The sequence below is a fragment of the Alteromonas sp. NFXS44 genome (genome assembly GCF_040148705.1).
In the GTDB taxonomy this organism is placed as follows: Bacteria; Pseudomonadota; Gammaproteobacteria; order Enterobacterales; family Alteromonadaceae; genus Alteromonas.
The window spans coordinates 1,039,434-1,060,612 of sequence record NZ_JAGDEA010000005.1; the positions used below are offsets into that span (position 1 = coordinate 1,039,434).

Consider the following 21,179-nt stretch of genomic DNA (forward strand, 5'->3'; position numbering starts at 1 on the left):
ATTTTTATCAATATGAGCATATCGTACCGTAACATGCTGGCGTTCATCCGTGTGGCCGAATCTTCCACTTTCGCTGAGGCGGCGGAAAAACTCCATCTGACGCAGCCTGCTTTGTCGTCTGCCATTAAAAAAATGGAAGAGCAGCTGGGCGGCAAACTGTTCAGCCGCAGTACCAGACGTGTCTCACTTACCCCTGAAGGGCAAACCCTGTTACCCAATGCGAAGCGTCTGGTAAATGAATGGGATGAAACTTTCCATGACATGCAAAACCTGTTTGCCATGCAGCAGGGTAAACTTACCATTGCTGCAATGCCGTCTTTTGCCGAGAGTAAACTTCCCGCGTTACTGAATGATTACCACCGCAAGTTTAATAATATCCGTCTCCGGTTGCTGGACGTGGTCATGGAAGCAACGATTGATAATGTTTTACTGGGTAACGCAGAAATTGGGTTTACTTTTGAGCCCGAAATAGCAGATGGTCTGATTTTTAAGCCTTTGTTTACCGATGAATTTATCGCAGTGATGTATCCGGGTCATCCTCTGGCAATGCAGGATGCTGTTCCCTGGCATGAATTGCTGTCCCATCCGTTTATCGCCATGAACCGGGGTTCTGCAGTGCGCCGCTGGACTGAGCAGGCGGCGGAGGGCCCCGGCCAGCTGAACATCATCGCGGAAACCGGTCAGCTTGGGTCAGTCGGCCAGCTTATCGCGCAGGGGATGGGCATTTCTGTGGTGCCGGCTATTTGCCGTCAGCAAATGGAAAGTCGCGGGCTGGTGTGCTGTGCCATCAAAGATAATCCGCTTAAAAAACCCGTGGGTATGATCCGTAGTCAGCGGGGCGGTTTGTCGGTTGCGGCCGGCGAATTCTGGCAATTGTGTGAGCGTGCCTATACCCGGTCAGAGAATAACTCACTATGAAACATCGCGGTTATTAATCGCATGTATTAAGTGTGGTGACAGCCAGTGAGTGATTTTCAGGAGGCGTATCTGACAGATGTACCATGCCGTTTTCGTCTTGCCAGCGATACAGTGTTTTGCCTCCTGTGATTTGACCTGAGCCGGTGCTGCCACAGATTTTGCCCGCTTGGGATTTGGTTGCCTGGCGGTTGCTGTTCTCATCGTCAGCAGAACCTGTCAGTGAAGGTAATTCAATGGATGTTAATTCAGGCAAGTCCGGAAGTTCCGGTAGCGGGATGCCGGGCATGTTAAGTGACGGCATCGCATTGGTGATCTTTTGAATGGCCGGATTGTCTTGCTGTGTAAGTAGTTTAGTCACCGGCTCGCGGACAAGCCAGAGCACGATGCATGCGTTAATGATAAACGCACAGAGTACGAAAAATACCTTTTTCTTCATCAGCCAGGAACAGTTATGTATTCACTACCATTTTTTCTTCGGTGCAAATAATTCATCCAGTTCGTCCCGCTCTGCTTCACGGCGACGCTCGCGGTCTTCAGCATTGGCGTTTTTAAGATCGTCCTGAATGGCTGTGAGCCATTCTTTCAGTGTGGCAGTGCGGGATAAGATGTATTCATCCGGCTGGCTTTGACTTTCCAGAGCCTTGATGGCTTTTTCAAAATACTGTCTGGCAGAGCCCAGCATATTGGATTGCATGGCACCGCGGCCGCGTTTGATTAAGGTTTCGATATTCACCTTTAGCTGCAAACGTTCCAAACTTTTATCTTCTTCAGCGAAAATACGGCTTTCAATTTTTCCTTTGGAATGCTCAGAACGGAGCAAAATACGGAGTTTTTTCACTGCCTGAATATACTGAATAATCAGTTTGTCGTTATCCGGCAGGGAAAAGTCTGCCGTTGCAGGAGAGTCCAGCGACATGGCACTGTTTTTAGAATTCTCAGCGTCTGCTATACGCTGTTTAATATCAGGCGTGCCTGCACCGAGTTCCGCCATGGCTTTTAATGCATTGTGCACGCGGGCTTGAAGGATCCCCATTAAACGCTGGGATACCGGCATGTTTGAGCAGGCCATGATCACATTTTCAGTTTCATCAATAATTTTACGGTGCTTGGATGCCTCATTACGGCGGTCGGCTTCCTGTTTAGCACGGTGTTGTTGAAACGCATTGATCATAATGGCAGCAATGACCAGTACAACAATGAGTATTATTATTATTGTGAAAAACATGAGTATATATCCATTAAAAATGTCTCAATTGCCTGTGTCGCCGGGACTTCACTGATCATCGTCCTATCCAGTTAAAGTTTAAGGCAATTTTACTTCAAAAACACTACCACCCAGAGTACCACCGTTATTTAGTGAAATCTCCCCGCAATGGTTGTTATTTACATGGGCATTGGCAATCAGCCGCGCAAAAAAGAGGCCCAATCCCGTCCGGCCCTGACTCAAATCGAATCCGGCGAGGTCTGCTGTACTTTTTTCCAGCATAGAAGAGGGATAGCCGGGCCCGTCATCTTCTACCGTAATCACAAGCGTTTCGTCACGGACCGCCGCATTCAATATAATTTGTGATGTGCCATAGCGCATAGCGTTAATCAATACGTCATTGATTAACATGAATATGAGTTCGCGGTCGAGATACCAGCTGATGTCATTTTCCACGTTAATGGTAACAAGCAGATTTTTTTGTTCCATATAAATGCGGACGGAAGACATGACATCTTCAAACAAATCGTCGATAAAGCATTCATCAATGGTTACAGGCAGTTGATTGAGTTCGGCGCGGTATAAGGACAGGATCTGCACAAGATTAGTATTAAGCCGTGTTGCCTCATAATGCACGCTGGCAACTTTCTCATTTGCCTGACTGTTTTCAGGAGGCAGGTTCTCCGCCAGCGACTCGATGGACTGGATAAGCAGGCACAGTGAATTTTTCATATCGTGTACGGCTGCTGCCAGTACGGACGAAAAATCGATGGTCTGTAACGGAGATTTTTCCGACATAAATCCTCTGAATGTGCGCGTCTTGTGTTATGAAACAACGGTGTACAGCAATTGTAAAGGATGCCCCGGGCGCATTGAGTATAGCTTACTATTCGTTTATCGGTGATTTTCAGAGAAACTAAATACCTGAACACTAAGTGATTAACGATTATTTGCATTTATAGTACTTTCTTCGGTTATAACCAAATCGACTATAGCAATCGCCTGCGGTTTTAGTTATAACGGTAATCAGAACCAATACGTTCCAGCCGGTGAGGGACACAAAACATGAAATTACAGCAGCTTCGCTACATAGTAGAAGTGCAGAACAACAATCTCAACGTATCCGCAACAGCAGAAAGTCTTTACACCTCACAACCCGGCATCAGTAAGCAAGTCAGGATGCTGGAAGATGAACTTGGTGTGCAAATCTTCGGTCGCAGCGGCAAACATCTTACTCATGTAACAGACGCGGGTAACGATGTGATTAACATTGCAAGAGAAATACTGGCCAAAGTTGAGAGTATTAAATCTGTAGCCCGGGAGCATACGCTGCCTGACCAGGGCAAGCTGAATATCGCCACCACCCATACTCAGGCCCGTTACGCGTTACCTGATGTGATTAAAGGCTTCATGAATAAATACCCTAAGGTGTCGTTACATATGCACCAGGGAACGCCGTCGCAAATTTCTGACCTTGCAGCGAAAGGCGAAGCGGATTTTGCCATCGCTACCGAAGCGCTTCACCTGTACAACGATCTGGTGATGCTGCCTTGTTATCACTGGAACCGCAGCGTGATAGTGAATAAAGACCATCCGTTATCGAAAAAGGGTTCAATTGATATCGCTGATATCGCCAAGTATCCGCTGGTCACCTATGTGTTTGGTTTTACCGGCCGCTCGGAGTTGGACCAGGCATTTGAACGTGCCGGTCTTACGCCGAAGATAGTGTTTACTGCCACCGATGCTGATGTCATTAAAACCTATGTGCGCTTAGGTGTAGGGATCGGTGTAATCGCTTCAATGGCGGTGAGTGAAGAGCTGGATGATGATCTCGTGAAAATCGATGCGTCTCATCTGTTTGACTACAGCACCACAAAAATCGGATTCCGCAAAGGCTCGTTCTTACGTACTTACATGTATGACTTCATTGAGCGTTTCGCGCCGCATCTGACCAAAGACAAAGTCGAAAAAGCCATGATGCTGAAAAATAATGATGAGGTAGAGAAGATGTTCAGAGGCATTACGCTGCCGGTGAAATAACACCTTTGTGAAACAAAACAGGCCGGATTCTTCCGGCCTGTGTTTTATCAGCATTCGATAATATTAACCGCAAGACCGCCTCTGGCAGTTTCTTTGTATTTGGTCTTCATGTCATTACCGGTATCACGCATGGTTTTTATCACCTTATCCAGTGATACTTTATGCTCACCGGAACCGCGAAGCGCCAGACGGCTGGCGTTGATGGCCTTAATGGCGCCCATGGCATTACGCTCAATGCACGGTACCTGAACTAATCCACCGACCGGATCACAAGTCAGCCCCAGGTTATGTTCCATACCAATTTCTGCGGCATTTTCCACAGCAGCTACAGTACCACCCATGATTTCAGCCAGTGCACCGGCTGCCATTGAACAGGCAACGCCCACTTCACCCTGACAACCGACTTCTGCGCCGGATATAGAGGCATTTTCTTTATATAAAATACCGATAGCACCGGCGGTTAGCAGGAAGCGGGCAGCCGTTTCTTCATCAACAGGACGGATGAATTTATCAAAATACGCCAGTACAGCCGGAATAATGCCGGCTGCGCCATTGGTTGGCGCTGTGACTACACGGCCTCCGGCAGCATTTTCTTCGTTCACTGCCAGCGCAAACAGATTTACCCAGTCCATGGTTTGCATAGGATCGGCAGAGCGCTCAGATTGCAAACGGCGGTAGAGGCCCGGAGCCCGGCGCACCACTTTCAGGCCACCCGGCAATATACCTTCATTATCAATACCACGGTCAATACAGGCTTTCATGACCAGCCAGATATCGAACAGCATGCGTTTTACTTCTGCGGCCGGGCGCAATACGCTTTCGTTTTTCAGCATCAGAGAACTGATGCGTAAACCGTTGGCGTTGCACTGCTGGCACAGTTGTTCTGACGTTTTAAACGGGTAGGGCACAGACGCCTGCGTAGCAATAGCAAGGGTTTTGGCTGCGTCAAAGTCTTCATCTTTAATGATAAAGCCGCCGCCAATGCTGTAATAAGTCTGGCTTTTAACCAGTTCATCATTGTTATCGTAGGCAAAGAATGTGAGAGCGTTTGCATGTTTTGGCAGCGTTTTGCGGCGATGAAAAACCACCGCGTTTTTATTCGGGAAGATGACGCTGCGGGTACCGTTAAGCATCAGTTTACCGGCATGGTGTATGGTATCCAGCATGCTGTCGATTGCATCAACGTTAATTGACTCCGGCAACTCTCCGAGTAACCCCAGGATTACCGCTTTACCGGTACCGTGGCCTTTGCCTGTTTGTCCCAGCGAACCGAATAATTCCACCCGCACAGACGCAACGGATTCCAGGCGGTTTTCACCTGCAAGCTCTGAGGCGAATTCCGCACCCGCCCGCATCGGGCCGACAGTATGGGAACTGGAAGGTCCGATACCGACACTGAACATGTCAAAAACACTGATCATACTTAACCGTTTCTCACTTTATTTTAATTATAGTTAATGATCATGCATCTGAACCGGATCAACTACAATACAGAAATCCTAATGCAGGAATAAGTAAACCTAATGGGATGTAAAGAAATGTTGATGGTCAGTCGTCACACAGATGGGAAGACAGGTTTCTGAGTATGGCGGCGGTTGCACCCCAGATAAGGCGGTTTTGCCACGGCATAAAGTACACCGGATAACGTTGTTGTTTACGTTCAATAAAGTGGGCGAAGTGATTCCGCCGGTCCATAAGAAATGCTAACGGTACTTCAAAAGCATCAGCAACTTCGTTACGGTCGATGGTCAAAACCGGGCCGGGCTTCACGAAACCGATAACCGGCGTCATGGCGTAACCGCTGATTGTGCGGTATTCAGGCAGAGCGCCGATGACGTCGACCTCAGAACGGAGTAAGCCAACTTCTTCTTCGGCTTCCCTGAGGGCTGTATCTGCCAGTGTATTGTCCTGTGGTTCTGCGCCGCCGCCCGGGAAACTGATCTGACCGGGATGATGGCGTAAGTGATGCGCACGTTCTGTCAGCAGTACCGTCAGGCCGTCAGGATGATCGATCAGCGGGATGAGCACACCCGCCGCGCGCCCGGTTTTGCGCAGCGGGTAATCGGCTTCATAATCAATTTGCCGTAAATGATGATATCGCTGTAAAAACTCACTGCGGTTCACGCTTTGTCTCCAGTACCGGTAATATCTTCGAGACCTTATCCAGCGTTTCCTGATATTCATCCCCGGCAACGGAGTCTGCCACGATGCCACCGCCTGCCCAGCAATGCAGCCGGCCGTTTTCAGCCAGCAGGGTGCGGATAAGTATGCTCGAGTCCATGTCTTGCCTATGTCCGACATAAAAAATACTGCCGCAATACACATTACGCCGGTCGGGCTCTAATTCATCGATAATTTCCATGGCGCGGATTTTTGGTGCACCGGTGATAGAGCCGCCGGGAAAGGCACCAGCCAGCAAATCAAGAGGGCTTGCTCCTGTATTCAACTTTCCGGTGACCGTACTGACCATATGGTGCACAGCTTCATAACTTTCAAGGGCAAATAATGCCGGTACCTTCACAGAGCCGGGCTGGCAATGTTTACTGAGATCGTTACGTAGCAAATCCACGATCATTAAATTTTCAGCACGGTCTTTTTCAGCCGATAACAAATCTTCCGCACTGGCACGGTCTTTATCCCCGTCGGCAAAGCGTGGGCGGGTGCCTTTAATGGGCTTCGTTTCCACACAACCGTCTTTCACCGATAAAAAACGCTCAGGAGAAATACTCAGGATGGCGGCATCGTTGAGGCGAATAAAAGCGGAAAACGGCGCTTTGTTTGCAGTACGAAGGGTTTTGTAAGCGTCCCATTCGTTACCGTTATATGTTGCCGTGAAGCGCTGGGCCATGTTGACCTGGTAGCAGTCACCGGCGAGCAGATACTCATTAATAGTAGCAAGGGCGCTGATGTATTCCGGCTCAGTCAGGTTAGACTGCCAGGCGCCTGTTAATGAAAACGAGCCGGCTTTAGTCAGTTTATCTTCCCGCGTTATGAAGTCAGGTTGTGAAGGTTTGTTATCCAGCCTGCAATAATATAATTTTCCGGTATCGTTATCTTCAATCAGCGACTGCGAGTACAGTCCGGCAGCAAGGTCGGGACAACGGTAATCATTGCGGGCCTTTGAAGGTAAGGTTTCATAGCTGCGCCCAAGATCATAGCCTGCCAGCCCGACCGTACCTGTTTGAAAAGGTAACTGTTCAAGTATTTCTATCGGTACATCACTCACTGTTTGTAACGCAGAAAAGTAATGGCGCTGAACGGTATCAAGAACTGCCAGAGGTTTACCGTTGACTTCAACGGAGTCATCAGAACCCGGACGGGATACCATAGTGATCTTATTGCGGGTTATTACGGTGATATCCGGTTCCCACACCATAATATTGAACCGGCCAAAGCGTTTTTCGCTGCCGGCAGTATCCAGCAGCATGGCATAAGGCTGGTGCTGCACGCTTTCAAAAAGGCCGGTCAGAGTCGGATAACCACTTATCTCTGATATTATCAGGGTAGTCGACGGCGGGCTGTACAGATGTTCACTCATGGAAGAAACTAGCTTACTGACCTATATAAATAAAACGCATAACCGACACCAAAGTCGCACGTGTAAAGCGTGGTGCAGGTTGTCAAGATGCGCTAGTATACGCTTTTTCCTTTCCCTAACACCACAAAGGCTATAAGAAAAGAGGACGCCATGACCGTTATCCGTCAACAAGACTTCATCGATAGTATTGAAGATGCGCTTCAATTTATTTCCTACTATCACCCGCTGGATTATGTCAAAGCCGTAGAACAGGCCTACCTTAAAGAGCAAAGCCAGGCCGCGAAAGATGCCATGGCGCAAATTCTTATCAACTCCCGTATGTCTGCCGAAGGTAAACGTCCTCTGTGTCAGGATACCGGTATTGTTACGTGTTTCGTTAAAATTGGTATGGGTGTCACCTGGGATAAAACCGATCTGACAGTTCAGCAAATGGTTGATGAAGGCACACGCCGTGCGTATACCAATCCGGATAACCCGCTGCGGGCATCCATTGTTGCAGACCCGGCCGGTGCACGTAAAAACACCAAAGACAACACGCCGTCTGTAGTGCATATCGATATGGTGCCCGGTGAGAAAATCGAAGTGATGATTGCCGCAAAAGGTGGTGGCTCTGAGAACAAATCTAAAATGGTCATGCTGAACCCGTCTGACGACATTGTGGAATGGGTTGTAAAAACTCTGCCTACCATGGGTGCAGGCTGGTGTCCGCCAGGTATGCTGGGTCTGGGTATTGGCGGTACGGCTGAGAAAGCCGCAGTCCTGGCAAAAGAAAGTTTAATGGACCCTGTAGACATTCAGGAACTCATCGAACGCGGTCCTGAAACCACTGACGAGAAACTGCGTGTTGATATTTTCAATGCAGTGAACAAGTTAGGTATCGGCGCACAGGGCCTCGGCGGTTTAACCACGGTTGTTGATGTGAAAATCAAATCAGTAGCCACCCACGCCGCCTCTAAGCCGGTTGCCATGATCCCTAATTGTGCGGCTACCCGTCACGCTCACTTCTACCTTGATGGCAGCGGTCCTGCTGATCTGAAAGCACCTAAGCTGGAAGAGTGGCCGGAAGTGACCTGGGAAGTGGGTGAGAATACCCGCCGTGTGAACATGGATGAAGTCACCAAAGAAAACATTCAGGAATGGAAAGTTGGTGAGACTGTTCTGTTGTCAGGCAAAATGCTGACAGGCCGTGATGCGGCGCACAAGCGCATTCAAACCATGCTCGAGAACGGTGAAGGTTTACCTGAAGGCGTTGATTTAAATGGTAAGTTTATTTATTACGTAGGTCCGGTTGATGCGGTAGGTGATGAAGTGGTAGGCCCTGCCGGCCCGACTACCGCTACCCGTATGGATAAATTCACCGATATGATGCTGGAAAAAACCGGTATTGCCGGCATGATTGGTAAAGCTGAGCGCGGCCCTGCAACTGTGGACTCTATTGCCAAACATAAATCAGTGTATCTGATGGCTGTTGGCGGCGCGGCCTACCTGGTTTCCAAAGCTATAAAGAAAGCCCGTGTAGTTGCTTTCGAAGACCTGGGGATGGAAGCGATTTACGAATTTGAAGTTGAAGATATGCCGGTTACCGTTGCTGTAGACAGCACCGGTGCCAACGCGCACAAAACGGGTCCGGCGATCTGGAAAGCGAAAATTGAAGAGCTGGACAAAGAACTGGCTAAATAAACAGTATTTTTTACTGTAAACGGGTACCTTCGGGTACCCGTTTTTGTTTGTGAGTGGCACAATAGACATTCAATAAAAATGAGAATGACACTATGGACGCGCTACTTTCCTCAACCTACTTCCCCGTTTTTACTGCCGTAATCGCTGCGGCTATTACCTGGCTCCTGGCGGCAATGCGCTCAAACCAGCGCCGGTTACAGGATGATCTTCAGATTAAGCAACTGCAGGACAAACTGGAAGAAAAGCAGCAACAGTGTGAGCAACTTGATGACGAGTTGGCTGAATACCGTGAAAGGCTGTTTAATAATCAGGCGCAACTGGGGGAGCTTAGTCAGAAGGCAGCACTGCTGACACCGCTAAGAGATGAAATTGGTGAACTTAAGTTGCAGTGCCGTGAAGAACAGCGAACCAATGCCGCGCTGACAGCGCAATTGCAATCACAGCAGGCACAGTTTGATGAGGCCAGTAAAGCCAGTACGGAAAAATTAGCTTTAATGGAAGCGGCAGAGAAAAGGCTGCAGGCGCAATTCGAAAATTTAGCCAACCGTATCTTCGAACAAAAAAGTGAGCGTTTTACGCAAATTAACCAGACCGGCATGAATGCGTTACTCGAACCTCTGAAGCAGCAAATCGATACGTTCCGCAAGCAAATGGGCGAACAGCACAGTCGTGAAGGACAGGAGAGAGCATCCCTTAAAACTGAAATCCTCACACTGAAAGAACTGAACAAGCGCATCACCGAAGAAGCGGCAGCACTGACCAAAGCGCTGAAAGGTGACAACAAGCAGCAGGGTAACTGGGGTGAGGTGGTACTGGAACGTATCTTAAAGGAATCCGGTTTACGTGAGGGCCATGAGTTTGAAACTCAGGTGTCGGCAAAGGATGCGAATGGCAAATTGCAGCAACCGGATGTTGTGGTGCATTTACCGAATGAAAAAGATGTCATCATCGATTCCAAAGTGAGCCTGCGCGCCTACGAGCAATTTTTCAACTGTGATGACGACGCATTGCGGGCACGCTTTCTTATTGAGCACGTGAATTCACTGAAATCTCACATTAAAGGCCTGGGCAATAAACGCTACCAGGATTTAAAGTCACTGCGTACTCTCGACTACGTACTCATGTTTATTCCTGTCGAACCCGCTTTTCTACTAGCCGTTCAGGAAGATCCGTCGTTAGTATCGCTGGCACTGGACAACAACATATTGTTAGTCAGCCCCACCAATCTGCTGGTGGCGCTACGAACTATCAACAACATCTGGCAGTACGAATACCAGCATCAGAATGCTCAGCACATTGCCGAACACGCGGGTAAGCTTTACGATAAATTCGTCGGCTTTACGGGTGATCTGGAAAAAATTGGTAAAAGCGTCGAGAGCACCCAAAAGGCCTATGAATCGGCGATGAATAAACTCACTGAAGGGCGGGGCAATCTGGTACGTCAGGTAGAATACTTCAGAGAACTAGGCGTGCAGCCTCAGAAGAAGCTGTCTGCCGGATTAATGGCTGATGGTGAAAGTGAGTAATTTTTTCTATTTACACTGCTTTTGAGCAGTGATATTAGCGGGTGAAATACACCATTTTTGTGACCGCGCTGAATTGTCGCTTTTTATCCATGCTCAGAAACCCGGATAACGACTAACAGATGGATTTGTTTGAGTTTTTGGCTTAGTCTTGGTGTTATAGAATGCAGAAAATACCCCAAATTGGTGTGTTTAAAACAGACTGTTTGGGATCTAAATAGTAGTTAGGCGTCATTTACTTACAGCATTAAAATGTGGGTTAAACCGTGACATTCCTACATCAAGGTTGTTTCGCTAGGTTGTCTTTACAGCTTGCTTTTTCGGTAGTTTCAACGGCTTTAGCAACGCGCTTTTCATCAACATCACAACGCCAACATTCTGCACCTTCAGCTTTCTAAACTCGTTCTCTTATCCAGCATTCCCGTTAACATCTGGCTTTTCGCCCAGGGTGTTTTATCTTAATTTCAATAATTTAAACACGCGGTCTATTTGGCTAGTGGTGGCAGCAAAGCTGCGTACTTTCAGTTGTACGCCTAACAAAACGCTGTTGGCACTCCCTTCGGTCGTTGGGACGCTAACACGTGGGCTGACTCACTTCGTTCGGATTTTAGCCCACGTGCTAGCGCCCCAAAGCTTAGCGTTAGCAGTCTAAGGAAAGTTCTGTGAGTAATTCAAAGAATGAAAGAAGCTTATTACCATTAATTATTCTTTCGGGCATTGTAATTGCCCCATTAATTTTTATTGCCGGAATAATACTCGGTAGTCAAATTCAACTGTCGAACATTCTTACTGCTGATTCACTTTCTTCCTGGATCAGCGCTATTGCTACTGTTTCTATAGCGATACTAACTTTCGTCTTAGCAAAGGAGACATGGTATCTGAGAGAAGCCCAGATCCAACAAGTAAATGAACTAAGGCGTGAGAATATTAGACCAAATGTTTCACTAGCTATGTTAAGTAGTCCTGTTGCTATTAACTTCAAAATTGTTGAGATAGAGAACTTAGGTAAAGGAATTGCGCGTAATATCAAGTTTTCGTTTTGTAATGTAGACGGAAGTGAGTTAGAAGAAGATCCAGTAGTAAATGAGTTTCTACAAATACACATTTTTTCGAGCGGCATTTCATCATTAGGTATAGGGCAAAAAATAGAAAGCTTCATTCTTAGCATTCATGAAATAAAATCAAAGTTGCCAGACGGTGATATTTTCTCACCTGAATTTAAAATTAAAATCATGTTTGAGGATGTAGAGGGTAGCCAATATCAGAATGAAATAGTAATTAGTTTTAAAGAATTCAAGGGTATATCTACAATTGGAGATAGAGCTCCTCTTCATACTATTTCTCAAGACTTGAAAAAACTGCGTGAGCAAGTAGAAAAAATGACATCATCATCAAATAAACGCTTGCAGGTTAATACGTATACCTCAGCAGATCGAATATTTGAAAAAGCTGAGGATGAAAGAGACAGAGAAAAATGGCGACAATTTGCTAAGGAGCAACAAGAAAAACAGCAAAAGCAAGTAGACGGCTAACAATCACATTAAGTCGGTCGCAAGCTCCCTGGGACAGTAACACGTGGGCTCTGTCGCTTCGCTCGGATTTTAGCCCACGTGTTACTGCCCCTTATGTGGGTGTTATACGCCGTTGGCTTTCTCAAATATAAAATGTCGCGGTAACTGTTAAGACAAGGTAGTTTCGCTAGGTTGTTTTGTTGCCCCAGTCTTTGTTCAGATCAAGGCAGTTTCCATAGGTTGTCTTGGTACCTGCCAGTTTTGGTTTTCAAAGCCTCGTATTAACCCAAATTTTTGAGCTCAGCAACGCCAAAATTTAACATTTCTTGTTTTGCTGAGTCGTTCATTTATCATGCAGTTAGTTTATCATCTGGCTTTTGGCAGGTTGTTGTTTTAAGGTAATTGTTATTATCTAAATCAACAGCTTGTAGTAGCAGGTGGTGGCGGCAAAGCCGCGTGGGGCAGGTGTCTCGCGCGAATAACAAACCGCTCAAATCGCTCGCAAGCTCGCTGGGACACAAACGCGGTGGCTGTGTCACTTCGTTCCGATTATAGCCACCGCGTTTGTGCCCTTTAGCGGAGTGTTAGCTGCCATCGAACGTCAAAGCTTGGCATTTAAATTTTGAAAACAAGGAAAGAAACAATGGAAAGTAAAATAAAAATAAAGATGGGTCCCATCGAAATCGAGTATGAAGGTAGCGAGGGATTCTTAAAAGAAGAGTTGCCAGCATTACTGTCTGCAGTTTCTGACTTATATAGAGAAAGTGGGGTCACGGAAGTTCAACCAACTCAGCGGCAACCTTCGACAGCTGAAGCTAGTAAACCAATTACAGAAAATAATGTAGCCAACTTCCAGGGAACTACAGGTTCATTGGCAGCAATTTTAGGAGTTAAGTCTGGGCCTGATTTGATTATGGCTGCAGCTGGTCGTTTGACACTAGCCGTTGGTCAAGGAACGTTTACTCGTTCTCAAATTTCTAATGAAATAAGATCTGCATCTGCTTATTATAAAAGAACATACTCCAATAATTTAACAAAATACCTCAATCAATTAGTTAAAGCGCAGAAGTTAATGGAAACAGGAAAAGACACATATGCATTGAGTGCTAGTGAAAAATCAAATATGGAATCTAGAATTGCTCAGTAACGAAGCTATAAAGCAATATATTTCTGACCCTGAGATAAATCAGAAAGACAAAATTTTGCTGTGCCTTGCTATCGATGTTTCTGAACCCAAACCAGTAAAAAATATTACTCAAATTGGAGTTCAAGCAGGCTATCCTACAATAAAAAAACTTAATATATCCTCGATTCTTTCAAGGCAAAAAGGTCTTGTAATCAGAAGTCCTAATGGTTGGGAATTGACGGAGAAAGGTAAGCAGCATATAAAAAAAATAATTGGTGGTCCTATTGCTGTTCTTTCAAGTACTTTGAGGGCAAATTTAGATTCCATCACAAATACTGAAACAAGAACATTTGCTGAGGAAGCTGTAAGGTGTTTTGAATCTCATTTATATCGCGCAGCTGTAGTCCTTTCTTGGGTTGGAGCTGTTTCGGTTTTATACACTTACGTTCTGAAATTTCACAAACAGACTTTTAACTCATTTGCAGCGAAAAAGAACCCGAAGTGGAAGCCTGCCAACACAAATGATGACTTAACCAGAATGAAAGAAGCCGATTTCCTCGAAGTTTGTGAATCTGCATCAATCATAGGGAAAAGTGTAAAACAGGAGCTTCAAACAGCGCTTACTTTCCGAAATGGATGTGGTCACCCAAACAGCTTAAAGCTTGGTGAGCATCGTGTTTCAGCACATATAGAAAGTCTAATTTTAAATGTGTATTCACAGTACTAGGCAGCTAACAATCACATTAAAACGCTCGCAGGCTCGCTGGGACGCTAACACGTGGGCTGCGTCACTTCGTTCCTAATTTTAGCCCACGTGTTATCGCCCTTTATGCGGGCGTTATGTTTTAGGTGATCCATGGATGCATCATTAGTAATTTCGGTTATCTCTTTAATAATTGCTGGCGCAAGCTTCGTATATTCTGCCTTCAACATTGAGAGGGACCGCTCGAAAGTTAAAGCTTGGGCCGAAGTAATTTCACATTCCTGCCATGACAATGAGGGTTCTAGGGCCAACATTTTAAGACTTACAGTTGCGAATGTTGGTCGAAGGCCAATTATTATTAAAGGTTTTAAAGTGCAGGCTAAAGGGTTAAGTTTTGATATTCCTGCTAAGGACCCAGATTTTGACGTTGTTTATGAGTTTGGACCAGGTTGTGACAATGAAAGTGCCATGAACTCTCTTAGAAGTGATTTCTCCACCAAAAATACCTGCGTAGCTTTGAAGGAAGGCGATTTTTTTGAAAATGAAATTGCAGAAGAAGACTCACACAATGATATGGTAACAATGATAAATGGCACGCTTTACGAAGGCGAAGCTATATACGTCCAAGATATTCAGGGAAACCTTTATCCAGTTGAAAGCTGTGAAGAAAAGATCGCACTTTTCTACGGGCAAACATAACAATCACATTAAGCCGCTCGCAGGCTCGCTGGGACAGTAACACGTGGGCTCTGTCGCTTCGCTCGGATTTTAGCCCACGGGTTACTGCCCCTTATGTGGGTGTTAGCTACAAAATCAATTAAAAGGATGTTTATGAAAAAGAAGTATTTATTAGTTTTACCCTTAACCCTCCTTTCTGCCTGTACCACTATTAGGGTAGATCCTGTTGCCTCTGCAGACTTACCGAATAAAATTTGTATCGAGGAAAATCCGAGAGTGATAGTACATGACTTTTTATCTACTATTCGAAATAGAATAGAAGATCATGGCATCAAAACAACGGTCTACTCTGGGGATATACCGGAAAATTGTGAATTTACTCTCACCTATACCGCATTAAAAAACTGGGACATGGCAACATATCTTCATCACGCTGAACTACGATTAGAAAAGAATGGCAATAAGATTGGTTATGCTGAGTATCATCTGAATGGTAAAGGGGGACTATCCCTAACCAAATGGCAAAGTACAAAAACAAAAATGGATCCCGTTGTTGATCAGTTACTTGGTAAAAGTAGCTAACAATCACATTAAGTCGCTCGCAGGCTCGCTGGGACAGTAACACGTGGGCTCTGTCGCTTCGCTCGGATTTTAGCCCACGCGTTACTGCCCCTTATGTGGGTGTTATACATATCGAGGAAGTTATGAGCCAAGGAGCATTTCAAGAATTGAATTCTTTTCGCTTGAAATATTTATCAGGACTAGAAACTAATACTTTACATGAAAAATATGTTGCCCTACTAACTATTCGTGTTGTTGAGCTTTGTCAGGACTCCCTAGAATTGCTGTGTAGGAAAAATGCGGCGTCAACACCGATAATTCTCAGAAGTGCACTAGAGACCTACATTGATCTTCTATGTTTGATAAAAGACCCCAATTACATTGAAGATATGAATAAATCATTTGATTTTTATAAAGCCAAACTAGCTGGCGACAAGGTTAATTGGAAAGAATTACCAAATATATATGAGAAATTTAAGATAGCAGGTGAGCAGGAGTTATATAATGGATTTTATGCTTATCTCTGTCGCAGTTCTCACGGTAATTTGGAAATGTTAGCTCATTTTCATTCAAAAAATGGCGAACTAATTAGTGGTATGGAACATGAGCCCGCTACTATTAGGCAATTCGTAAATCAAACTATGACAGTATCTACTTCAGCATTAATTGAATGCATTTCGTTCATTAATAGTAATACTAATGTGGACGATTTGAGATCTGTTCAGCATCGAGCTGGCAGTGGAGAATATGTATAACAAACAAATTAAGTCACTCGCTCCGCTCGCTGGGACACAAACATGGCGGCTGTGTCACTTCGTTCCGATTATAGCCGCCATGTTTGTGCCCCTTATTTGGGTGTTAGGCATTTGAGATTAAGCATGGTGAGTTTTAAAGCACTTAATTCAGTGACATCTGTTATAGCATTTATATTATTTGTCAATTTTCTAATCTACCCGGAATTGCTATTCTTTATTTTTGGCATCGATGGCTCGGGCAGTTCGTATTTTATTGCAAGGCGGCTATCTATTTTATTTCTAGGCATTTCAGTATTAACCTGGTTTAGCCGTAGTGTGGAGAATTCTGAGGCGCGACAAGCTATATGCACCAGTATTTATGTATCCATGTTTTCAATGGCAATGCTCGGTTTATTTGAATATTTTCGTGGTGCTGCACATGCTGGAATACTAGTTGCCGTATTTACAGAAATGACAATTGGGTACCTTTATTTTGCAAAATGTAACATCGGTAAAATGCCTAACAAAACGCTATAGTCGCTCGCAGGCTCGCTGGGACACAAACACGTGGGCAGTGTCACTTCGTTCCGATTTTAGCCCACGTGTTTGTGCCCCTAAGCTGGGTGTTAGAGTGCTAGGGAAAGTCACGTGAAAGAATTAGTAGAAGCTGTAAATAATCGTATCAAAACGCCATATTTTGGCTATGCGGTTCTCTCATTTATCGCTTTAAATTGGAGAGGTTTTTTTGTCCTCCTAGTTTCAGAGGGTAAGCCAGAGGAAAAACTAGCTTTATTTGATGCTAGAACGGATATTTACTCATTATTGATTTATCCACTGATTATTGGTGCGGTTGTCGCTGCAACTACTCATTGGTTAAGGTATTTATTTGGACTAATTGAACGAAAGCCAAAAGAACTAATTGAAAACCTACAACTTGAAGCTGAACATAAGAAAACGATAAAACAAACTCAGTTAGAACAGTCTCGTTCAGATTTTTTTGCAGTTAAGGAAAATGAGCTTATTGAAAGAGCAAAGCGAGATGAGGCCGTAGCAGATATTGAAAATTCAGAAACAAAGGAAAAGTTAAGAAAACAGTTGGAAACTATTCGGGTAGAGAGAGAGCAGCTGTCTAATGAACTACAGAAGCAACAACAATCTAAAAATAATCTCTCAGTCGAAGCTAGAGAAATACTTATTGCCGCCTCGGCCGACAATCATGGCAGCATATTAAAACTAAGAACAGATAACGGTAATAATATTCAAGCTGGTAATGATTCTTTTGGTTCAGAAGATCATAAGTCTTTCGTGAAGTATGAAGCTGCATTAGAGCAATTAATTAAGTTTGATTACGTCAAAGAAATTGGGCATAAAGGCGACGCATTTGAACTAACTCATAAAGCGTGGGAATCAGTGGGTGCACTCTAACAAAACGCTGTTGTCACTCCCTTCGGTCGCTGGGACGCTAACTCGTGGGCTGACTCGCTTCGCTCGAATTTTAGCCCACGTGTTAGCGCCCCAAAGCTTAGCGTTAGGGCCCACAAGGAAGTTTTATGAACCAAGCAGAAATTAAGATTATGGGAAATATAGAAGAATACGGATGCCATGTTACTTCTGTATTTGACCCGAAAGAAGAAGATCCTAATTTTACATACACTGTTGGTATCAACAAACAGGAAAGCCTCCCAGAAGTGATCATCCTTGGTCTAAGAAGTGAGTTGTCCTCTTGGATCGCAAATGAATATAATCGCCGCGTTCAAGAAGGTGAAATTTTCACGGAAGACAGCTTTTATGAAGGGTTTCTCGATGGATTTGAAGTTTGCTTTAAACCTGTAGCAAAGAGGTTTAAAGAAGAATTTATGCTTTCGTGTAATTGGATATACAAGGGGACTGATTACCCAGCACTTCAGCTAATCTTTCCTACCGTTGATGGCATTTGGCCATGGGAACCAAATGCCTCAGAAAGCTTTAAAGTATTGCAACCAAGTTTTCAGGAAGTATCGGCATGGTGAGCCCTAACAATCTGCTGTAGTCGCTCGCAAGCTCGCTGGGACGCAAACACATGGGCTGCGTCGCTTCGCTCCTAATTTTAGCCCATGTGTTTCCGCCCCTAAGCAGGGCGTTAGCTTTCAAAGAATCCGTGGAGATTTAGGTTGTTTAAAAAAAACAAATCAAGGAATGGTTGGGAAATTCATGAAGTGTTTGAACCCGAAAATCACACCCGTTACAACAGATATTTTTTCAAAAGAAAGCGAGCGCCAAGAATAGAGCTTAACGGAAACATTGCTAAACAATTAGCCGGATACAGCCTCATTGAGAAAGACTTGCGGAACGTATTAATCTGGTTAGATGAAATAGAAAAACTTCATCCTACAAGCATGAGAGGTGAAACTAAAATATCACCAGACAGGAATATTTATAACCTTGTGAAAGGTTTATATGTAGCAGTGTTAACATTTTACGGAAAATGCTTCACTAAGTGCGAAGGTAGAAGAATTAAATTAGATAAAAAACTAATCGATGAAGATTATAAAAAAGTTCATGATGATGTTATGCACATGAGACATAACTTTGCAGCCCATAGTGGGGCGGATTCATTTGAAGAAGTAAAAATTGTTCTTGTTCTTCCTCCGAATAAAAAGTCCGACGAAAAGCCAGCTATATTTAGGGAGCTGATGCAACCTGACTTTACAGAAAACCAAGATGTATCTTTGAAGAAGCTAGTGTTACATGTTCATGCTAAAGTTCTTGCAAAAATAGAGGAAGTAGAAGAAAAAGTATACGACCTAGAAATTCGAGTTAAAGGAAAAGAATACTGGTATCAAACGGCAAAAAGAAAAAGGTTGTCTTAAGGGTGAAAGCTAACAATCACATTAAGTCGCTCGCAAGCTCGCTGGGATAGTAACACGTGGGCTCTGTCGCTTCGCTCGGATTTTAGCCCACGTGTTACTGCCCCTTATGTGGGTGTTAGCAGTCTAAGGAAAGTTCTGTGAGTAATTCAAAGAATGAAAGAAGCTTATTACCATTAATTATTCTTTCGGGCATTGTAATTGCCCCATTAATTTTTATTGCCGGAATAATACTCGGTAGTCAAATTCAACTGTCGAACATTCTTACTGCTGATTCACTTTCTTCCTGGATCAGCGCTATTGCTACTGTTTCTATAGCGATACTAACTTTCGTCTTAGCAAAGGAGACATGGTATCTGAGAGAAGCCCAGATCCAACAAGTAAATGAACTAAGGCGTGAGAATATTAGACCAAATGTTTCACTAGCTATGTTAAGTAGTCCTGTTGCTATTAACTTCAAAATTGTTGAGATAGAGAACTTAGGTAAAGGAATTGCGCGTAATATCAAGTTTTCGTTTTGTAATGTAGACGGAAGTGAGTTAGAAGAAGATCCAGTAGTAAATGAGTTTCTACAAATACACATTTTTTCGAGCGGCATTTCATCATTAGGTATAGGGCAAAAAATAGAAAGCTTCATTCTTAGCATTCATGAAATAAAATCAAAGTTGCCAGACGGTGATATTTTCTCACCTGAATTTAAAATTAAAATCATGTTTGAGGATGTAGAGGGTAGCCAATATCAGAATGAAATAGTAATTAGTTTTAAAGAATTCAAGGGTATATCTACAATTGGAGATAGAGCTCCTCTTCATACTATTTCTCAAGACTTGAAAAAACTGCGTGAGCAAGTAGAAAAAATGACATCATCATCAAATAAACGCTTGCAGGTTAATACGTATACCTCAGCAGATCGAATATTTGAAAAAGCTGAGGATGAAAGAGACAGAGAAAAATGGCGACAATTTGCTAAGGAGCAACAAGAAAAACAGCAAAAGCAAGTAGACGGCTAACAATCACATTAAGTCGGTCGCAAGCTCCCTGGGACAGTAACACGTGGGCTCTGTCGCTTCGCTCGGATTTTAGCCCACGTGTTACTGCCCCTTATGTGGGTGTTAGCTCTTAGGAAACATAAAGGAAGTTTCTAATGGATGTAGTATCAGCTGTTTTTGCTACTTATTTGGATGCTGTATCAAATTCTGTTCATGACAGGCTAACTGATCAGTTCAACACAGTAGAACAAGCGAAGGTTGTTAAATACGATGGGTTCGAAATACCTTACTCTTACCAGATTTGGAAAATCAAAGATAAATCAGTTTGCGAAACTTACTCGCACAACCTAAATGACAAGTCACTCTGCTCTCAAGCCGCCAAACGCATGTTCAGAGAAATGTGTCTGTATCTTCAAGAAAATCCGCAATCAGGCCCCAAATATGGAAAGACAAAAAATATGTACTGTAATGCGGCAACAAATTATAAGCCTCTTGTTGCAACAGTATCTTTCGACGAAAAGTCACAAAACGACAAGGCTAAACAGGCATGCAGTGTTGCAATCTTGAAGGTTATGGAAAGCCCCTCAAAAAGTAACATTGCAGCGCGAAAAGAAGCTTGCTCTGAAAACGATTAGGTGTTGAGCTAACAATCACATTAAGTCGCTCGCAGGCTCGCTGGGACAGTAACACGTGGGCTCTGTCGCTTCGCCCGGATTTTAGCCCACGTGTTACTGCCCCTTATGTGGGTGTTATGTACTTAAAAGGATAAACAAAATTTTATGGATAATTTCACAATAAAAGCTGAATATAAATTAAACGGCGTAAGTAAAACTCAAGTTATCAAAGTCAAAGGTAACGACGAAGAACACGCAAAACATTTAGTGAAGATGAGAATTCAACAGCATGTTAGTGACCGAGACTCATCTTCCTTAGCTACAGTTGATTCACCTGAAATTGAGATTGTATCCATGGTCGCGTCAAAGGAATAATTTGCACGCACATAACACATATGAGCCCAACTCCGGTCAATAGGTAATAGCAATTCTCTGGCTGCGTGAGCAGCCAGTTCAAATCCCTGTGCTAAACCTCTTAACTTCATCTGTCATGGTCATCGTCAGGCAACGCCTG

Annotated in this window: 23 protein-coding genes; 17 read left to right on the forward strand and 6 right to left on the reverse strand. The window is 44.2% G+C overall.

What is annotated here, in order from left to right; genetic code table 11:
• The first annotated feature begins 12 nt into the window (after nucleotides 1-12).
• Complete coding sequence (locus tag J3369_RS09825) at nucleotides 13-918, forward strand: LysR family transcriptional regulator (RefSeq protein WP_349586142.1); 906 nt, start codon at nucleotides 13-15, stop codon at nucleotides 916-918.
• Nucleotides 919-931: 13 nt separating this feature from the next.
• Here the strand turns inward: J3369_RS09825 and J3369_RS09830 are convergent, their stop codons facing one another.
• From J3369_RS09830 to J3369_RS09840, 3 genes are all read right to left on the reverse strand, one after another.
• Complete coding sequence (locus J3369_RS09830) at nucleotides 932-1,354, reverse strand: DUF4124 domain-containing protein (protein ID WP_349586144.1); 423 nt, start codon at nucleotides 1,352-1,354, stop codon at nucleotides 932-934.
• A 24-nt stretch (nucleotides 1,355-1,378) separates the two neighbouring features.
• Nucleotides 1,379-2,143 (reverse strand): hypothetical protein, encoded by a 765-nt coding sequence (locus tag J3369_RS09835; protein ID WP_349586146.1) that lies wholly within the window; start codon nucleotides 2,141-2,143, stop codon nucleotides 1,379-1,381.
• A gap of 78 nt (nucleotides 2,144-2,221) precedes the next feature.
• Complete coding sequence (locus J3369_RS09840; protein ID WP_349586148.1) at nucleotides 2,222-2,920, reverse strand: sensor histidine kinase; 699 nt, start codon at nucleotides 2,918-2,920, stop codon at nucleotides 2,222-2,224.
• A gap of 267 nt (nucleotides 2,921-3,187) precedes the next feature.
• Between J3369_RS09840 and cysB the strand changes: the two genes are divergently transcribed.
• Entirely contained in the window at nucleotides 3,188-4,162 is a 975-nt protein-coding gene (gene cysB / locus J3369_RS09845; RefSeq protein ID WP_119501312.1) for an HTH-type transcriptional regulator CysB, read from the forward strand.
• Between the two features lie 47 nt (nucleotides 4,163-4,209).
• Here cysB and J3369_RS09850 read toward each other — a convergent pair whose 3' ends face one another.
• The 3 genes from J3369_RS09850 to pabB all read right to left on the reverse strand — a co-directional run bounded on the left by J3369_RS09850 (nucleotide 4,210) and on the right by pabB (nucleotide 7,700).
• Nucleotides 4,210-5,583 (reverse strand): L-serine ammonia-lyase, encoded by a 1,374-nt coding sequence (locus J3369_RS09850; protein ID WP_349586150.1) that lies wholly within the window; start codon nucleotides 5,581-5,583, stop codon nucleotides 4,210-4,212.
• 127 nt (nucleotides 5,584-5,710) lie between these two features.
• The gene (locus J3369_RS09855) at nucleotides 5,711-6,286 is read right to left on the reverse strand and encodes a CoA pyrophosphatase (protein WP_349586152.1); all 576 of its coding nucleotides are present in this window, start codon (nucleotides 6,284-6,286) and stop codon (nucleotides 5,711-5,713) included.
• On the reverse strand, nucleotides 6,273-7,700 hold the full coding sequence (pabB, locus tag J3369_RS09860; RefSeq protein ID WP_349586154.1) for an aminodeoxychorismate synthase component I: 1,428 nt from the start codon (nucleotides 7,698-7,700) through the stop codon (nucleotides 6,273-6,275). Before pabB ends, J3369_RS09855 begins: the two co-directional genes overlap by 14 nt.
• A gap of 150 nt (nucleotides 7,701-7,850) precedes the next feature.
• On the opposite strand from pabB, the gene J3369_RS09865 reads away from it, so the two are divergent.
• The 15 genes from J3369_RS09865 to J3369_RS09935 all read left to right on the forward strand — a co-directional run bounded on the left by J3369_RS09865 (nucleotide 7,851) and on the right by J3369_RS09935 (nucleotide 21,040).
• A complete protein-coding gene (locus J3369_RS09865; RefSeq protein WP_349586156.1) occupies nucleotides 7,851-9,380 on the forward strand; it encodes a fumarate hydratase in 1,530 nt (509 codons plus the stop codon).
• A gap of 92 nt (nucleotides 9,381-9,472) precedes the next feature.
• Nucleotides 9,473-10,906, forward strand: coding sequence for a DNA recombination protein RmuC (gene rmuC, locus J3369_RS09870; protein WP_349586158.1), 1,434 nt, complete (start codon nucleotides 9,473-9,475; stop codon nucleotides 10,904-10,906).
• Between the two features lie 659 nt (nucleotides 10,907-11,565).
• Nucleotides 11,566-12,435 carry a DUF8453 domain-containing protein gene (locus tag J3369_RS09875; protein ID WP_349586160.1) on the forward strand — a complete coding sequence of 290 codons (870 nt, stop codon included), beginning with the start codon at nucleotides 11,566-11,568 and terminating at the stop codon, nucleotides 12,433-12,435.
• A 622-nt stretch (nucleotides 12,436-13,057) separates the two neighbouring features.
• Complete coding sequence (locus tag J3369_RS09880; RefSeq protein WP_349586162.1) at nucleotides 13,058-13,561, forward strand: hypothetical protein; 504 nt, start codon at nucleotides 13,058-13,060, stop codon at nucleotides 13,559-13,561.
• Complete coding sequence (locus J3369_RS09885) at nucleotides 13,524-14,267, forward strand: hypothetical protein (RefSeq protein WP_349586164.1); 744 nt, start codon at nucleotides 13,524-13,526, stop codon at nucleotides 14,265-14,267. The genes J3369_RS09880 and J3369_RS09885 overlap by 38 nt, the downstream gene beginning before the upstream one ends.
• A gap of 129 nt (nucleotides 14,268-14,396) precedes the next feature.
• Entirely contained in the window at nucleotides 14,397-14,942 is a 546-nt protein-coding gene (locus J3369_RS09890; protein WP_349586166.1) for a hypothetical protein, read from the forward strand.
• A gap of 132 nt (nucleotides 14,943-15,074) precedes the next feature.
• Nucleotides 15,075-15,503, forward strand: a complete 429-nt coding sequence (locus J3369_RS09895; RefSeq protein ID WP_349586168.1) for an Sbal_3080 family lipoprotein — start codon at nucleotides 15,075-15,077, stop codon at nucleotides 15,501-15,503.
• 122 nt (nucleotides 15,504-15,625) lie between these two features.
• Nucleotides 15,626-16,237 carry a DUF5677 domain-containing protein gene (locus tag J3369_RS09900; RefSeq protein WP_349586170.1) on the forward strand — a complete coding sequence of 204 codons (612 nt, stop codon included), beginning with the start codon at nucleotides 15,626-15,628 and terminating at the stop codon, nucleotides 16,235-16,237.
• A 42-nt stretch (nucleotides 16,238-16,279) separates the two neighbouring features.
• A complete protein-coding gene (locus J3369_RS09905; RefSeq protein WP_349586172.1) occupies nucleotides 16,280-16,753 on the forward strand; it encodes a hypothetical protein in 474 nt (157 codons plus the stop codon).
• Nucleotides 16,754-16,864: 111 nt separating this feature from the next.
• Nucleotides 16,865-17,641, forward strand: a complete 777-nt coding sequence (locus J3369_RS09910) for a hypothetical protein (protein WP_349586174.1) — start codon at nucleotides 16,865-16,867, stop codon at nucleotides 17,639-17,641.
• Nucleotides 17,642-17,766: 125 nt separating this feature from the next.
• Nucleotides 17,767-18,225, forward strand: a complete 459-nt coding sequence (locus tag J3369_RS09915) for a DUF4262 domain-containing protein (RefSeq protein WP_349586176.1) — start codon at nucleotides 17,767-17,769, stop codon at nucleotides 18,223-18,225.
• 141 nt (nucleotides 18,226-18,366) lie between these two features.
• Nucleotides 18,367-19,065: a hypothetical protein gene (locus tag J3369_RS09920; RefSeq protein WP_349586178.1), complete on the forward strand. Its 699-nt coding sequence runs from the start codon at nucleotides 18,367-18,369 to the stop codon at nucleotides 19,063-19,065.
• Nucleotides 19,066-19,202: 137 nt separating this feature from the next.
• Nucleotides 19,203-20,072, forward strand: a complete 870-nt coding sequence (locus J3369_RS09925; RefSeq protein ID WP_349586160.1) for a DUF8453 domain-containing protein — start codon at nucleotides 19,203-19,205, stop codon at nucleotides 20,070-20,072.
• A 134-nt stretch (nucleotides 20,073-20,206) separates the two neighbouring features.
• A complete protein-coding gene (locus tag J3369_RS09930) occupies nucleotides 20,207-20,686 on the forward strand; it encodes a hypothetical protein (protein WP_349586180.1) in 480 nt (159 codons plus the stop codon).
• A 144-nt stretch (nucleotides 20,687-20,830) separates the two neighbouring features.
• Nucleotides 20,831-21,040, forward strand: coding sequence for a hypothetical protein (locus J3369_RS09935; RefSeq protein WP_349586182.1), 210 nt, complete (start codon nucleotides 20,831-20,833; stop codon nucleotides 21,038-21,040).
• Nucleotides 21,041-21,179: the final 139 nt, after the last annotated feature.

Bases quoted from the DNA above. Each gene is read 5' to 3' on its own strand.
- J3369_RS09825 (WP_349586142.1), top strand. From the start codon at position 13: ATGAGCATATCGTACCGTAACATGCTGGCGTTCATCCGTGTGGCCGAA.
- J3369_RS09830 (WP_349586144.1), bottom strand. From the start codon at position 1,354: ATGAAGAAAAAGGTATTTTTCGTACTCTGTGCGTTTATCATTAACGCA.
- J3369_RS09835 (WP_349586146.1), bottom strand. From the start codon at position 2,143: ATGTTTTTCACAATAATAATAATACTCATTGTTGTACTGGTCATTGCT.
- J3369_RS09840 (WP_349586148.1), bottom strand. From the start codon at position 2,920: ATGTCGGAAAAATCTCCGTTACAGACCATCGATTTTTCGTCCGTACTG.
- cysB (WP_119501312.1), top strand. From the start codon at position 3,188: ATGAAATTACAGCAGCTTCGCTACATAGTAGAAGTGCAGAACAACAAT.
- J3369_RS09850 (WP_349586150.1), bottom strand. From the start codon at position 5,583: ATGATCAGTGTTTTTGACATGTTCAGTGTCGGTATCGGACCTTCCAGT.
- pabB (WP_349586154.1), bottom strand. From the start codon at position 7,700: ATGAGTGAACATCTGTACAGCCCGCCGTCGACTACCCTGATAATATCA.
- J3369_RS09865 (WP_349586156.1), top strand. From the start codon at position 7,851: ATGACCGTTATCCGTCAACAAGACTTCATCGATAGTATTGAAGATGCG.
- rmuC (WP_349586158.1), top strand. From the start codon at position 9,473: ATGGACGCGCTACTTTCCTCAACCTACTTCCCCGTTTTTACTGCCGTA.
- J3369_RS09880 (WP_349586162.1), top strand. From the start codon at position 13,058: ATGGAAAGTAAAATAAAAATAAAGATGGGTCCCATCGAAATCGAGTAT.
- J3369_RS09890 (WP_349586166.1), top strand. From the start codon at position 14,397: ATGGATGCATCATTAGTAATTTCGGTTATCTCTTTAATAATTGCTGGC.
- J3369_RS09895 (WP_349586168.1), top strand. From the start codon at position 15,075: ATGAAAAAGAAGTATTTATTAGTTTTACCCTTAACCCTCCTTTCTGCC.
- J3369_RS09900 (WP_349586170.1), top strand. From the start codon at position 15,626: ATGAGCCAAGGAGCATTTCAAGAATTGAATTCTTTTCGCTTGAAATAT.
- J3369_RS09905 (WP_349586172.1), top strand. From the start codon at position 16,280: ATGGCGGCTGTGTCACTTCGTTCCGATTATAGCCGCCATGTTTGTGCC.
- J3369_RS09915 (WP_349586176.1), top strand. From the start codon at position 17,767: ATGAACCAAGCAGAAATTAAGATTATGGGAAATATAGAAGAATACGGA.
- J3369_RS09930 (WP_349586180.1), top strand. From the start codon at position 20,207: ATGGATGTAGTATCAGCTGTTTTTGCTACTTATTTGGATGCTGTATCA.
- J3369_RS09935 (WP_349586182.1), top strand. From the start codon at position 20,831: ATGGATAATTTCACAATAAAAGCTGAATATAAATTAAACGGCGTAAGT.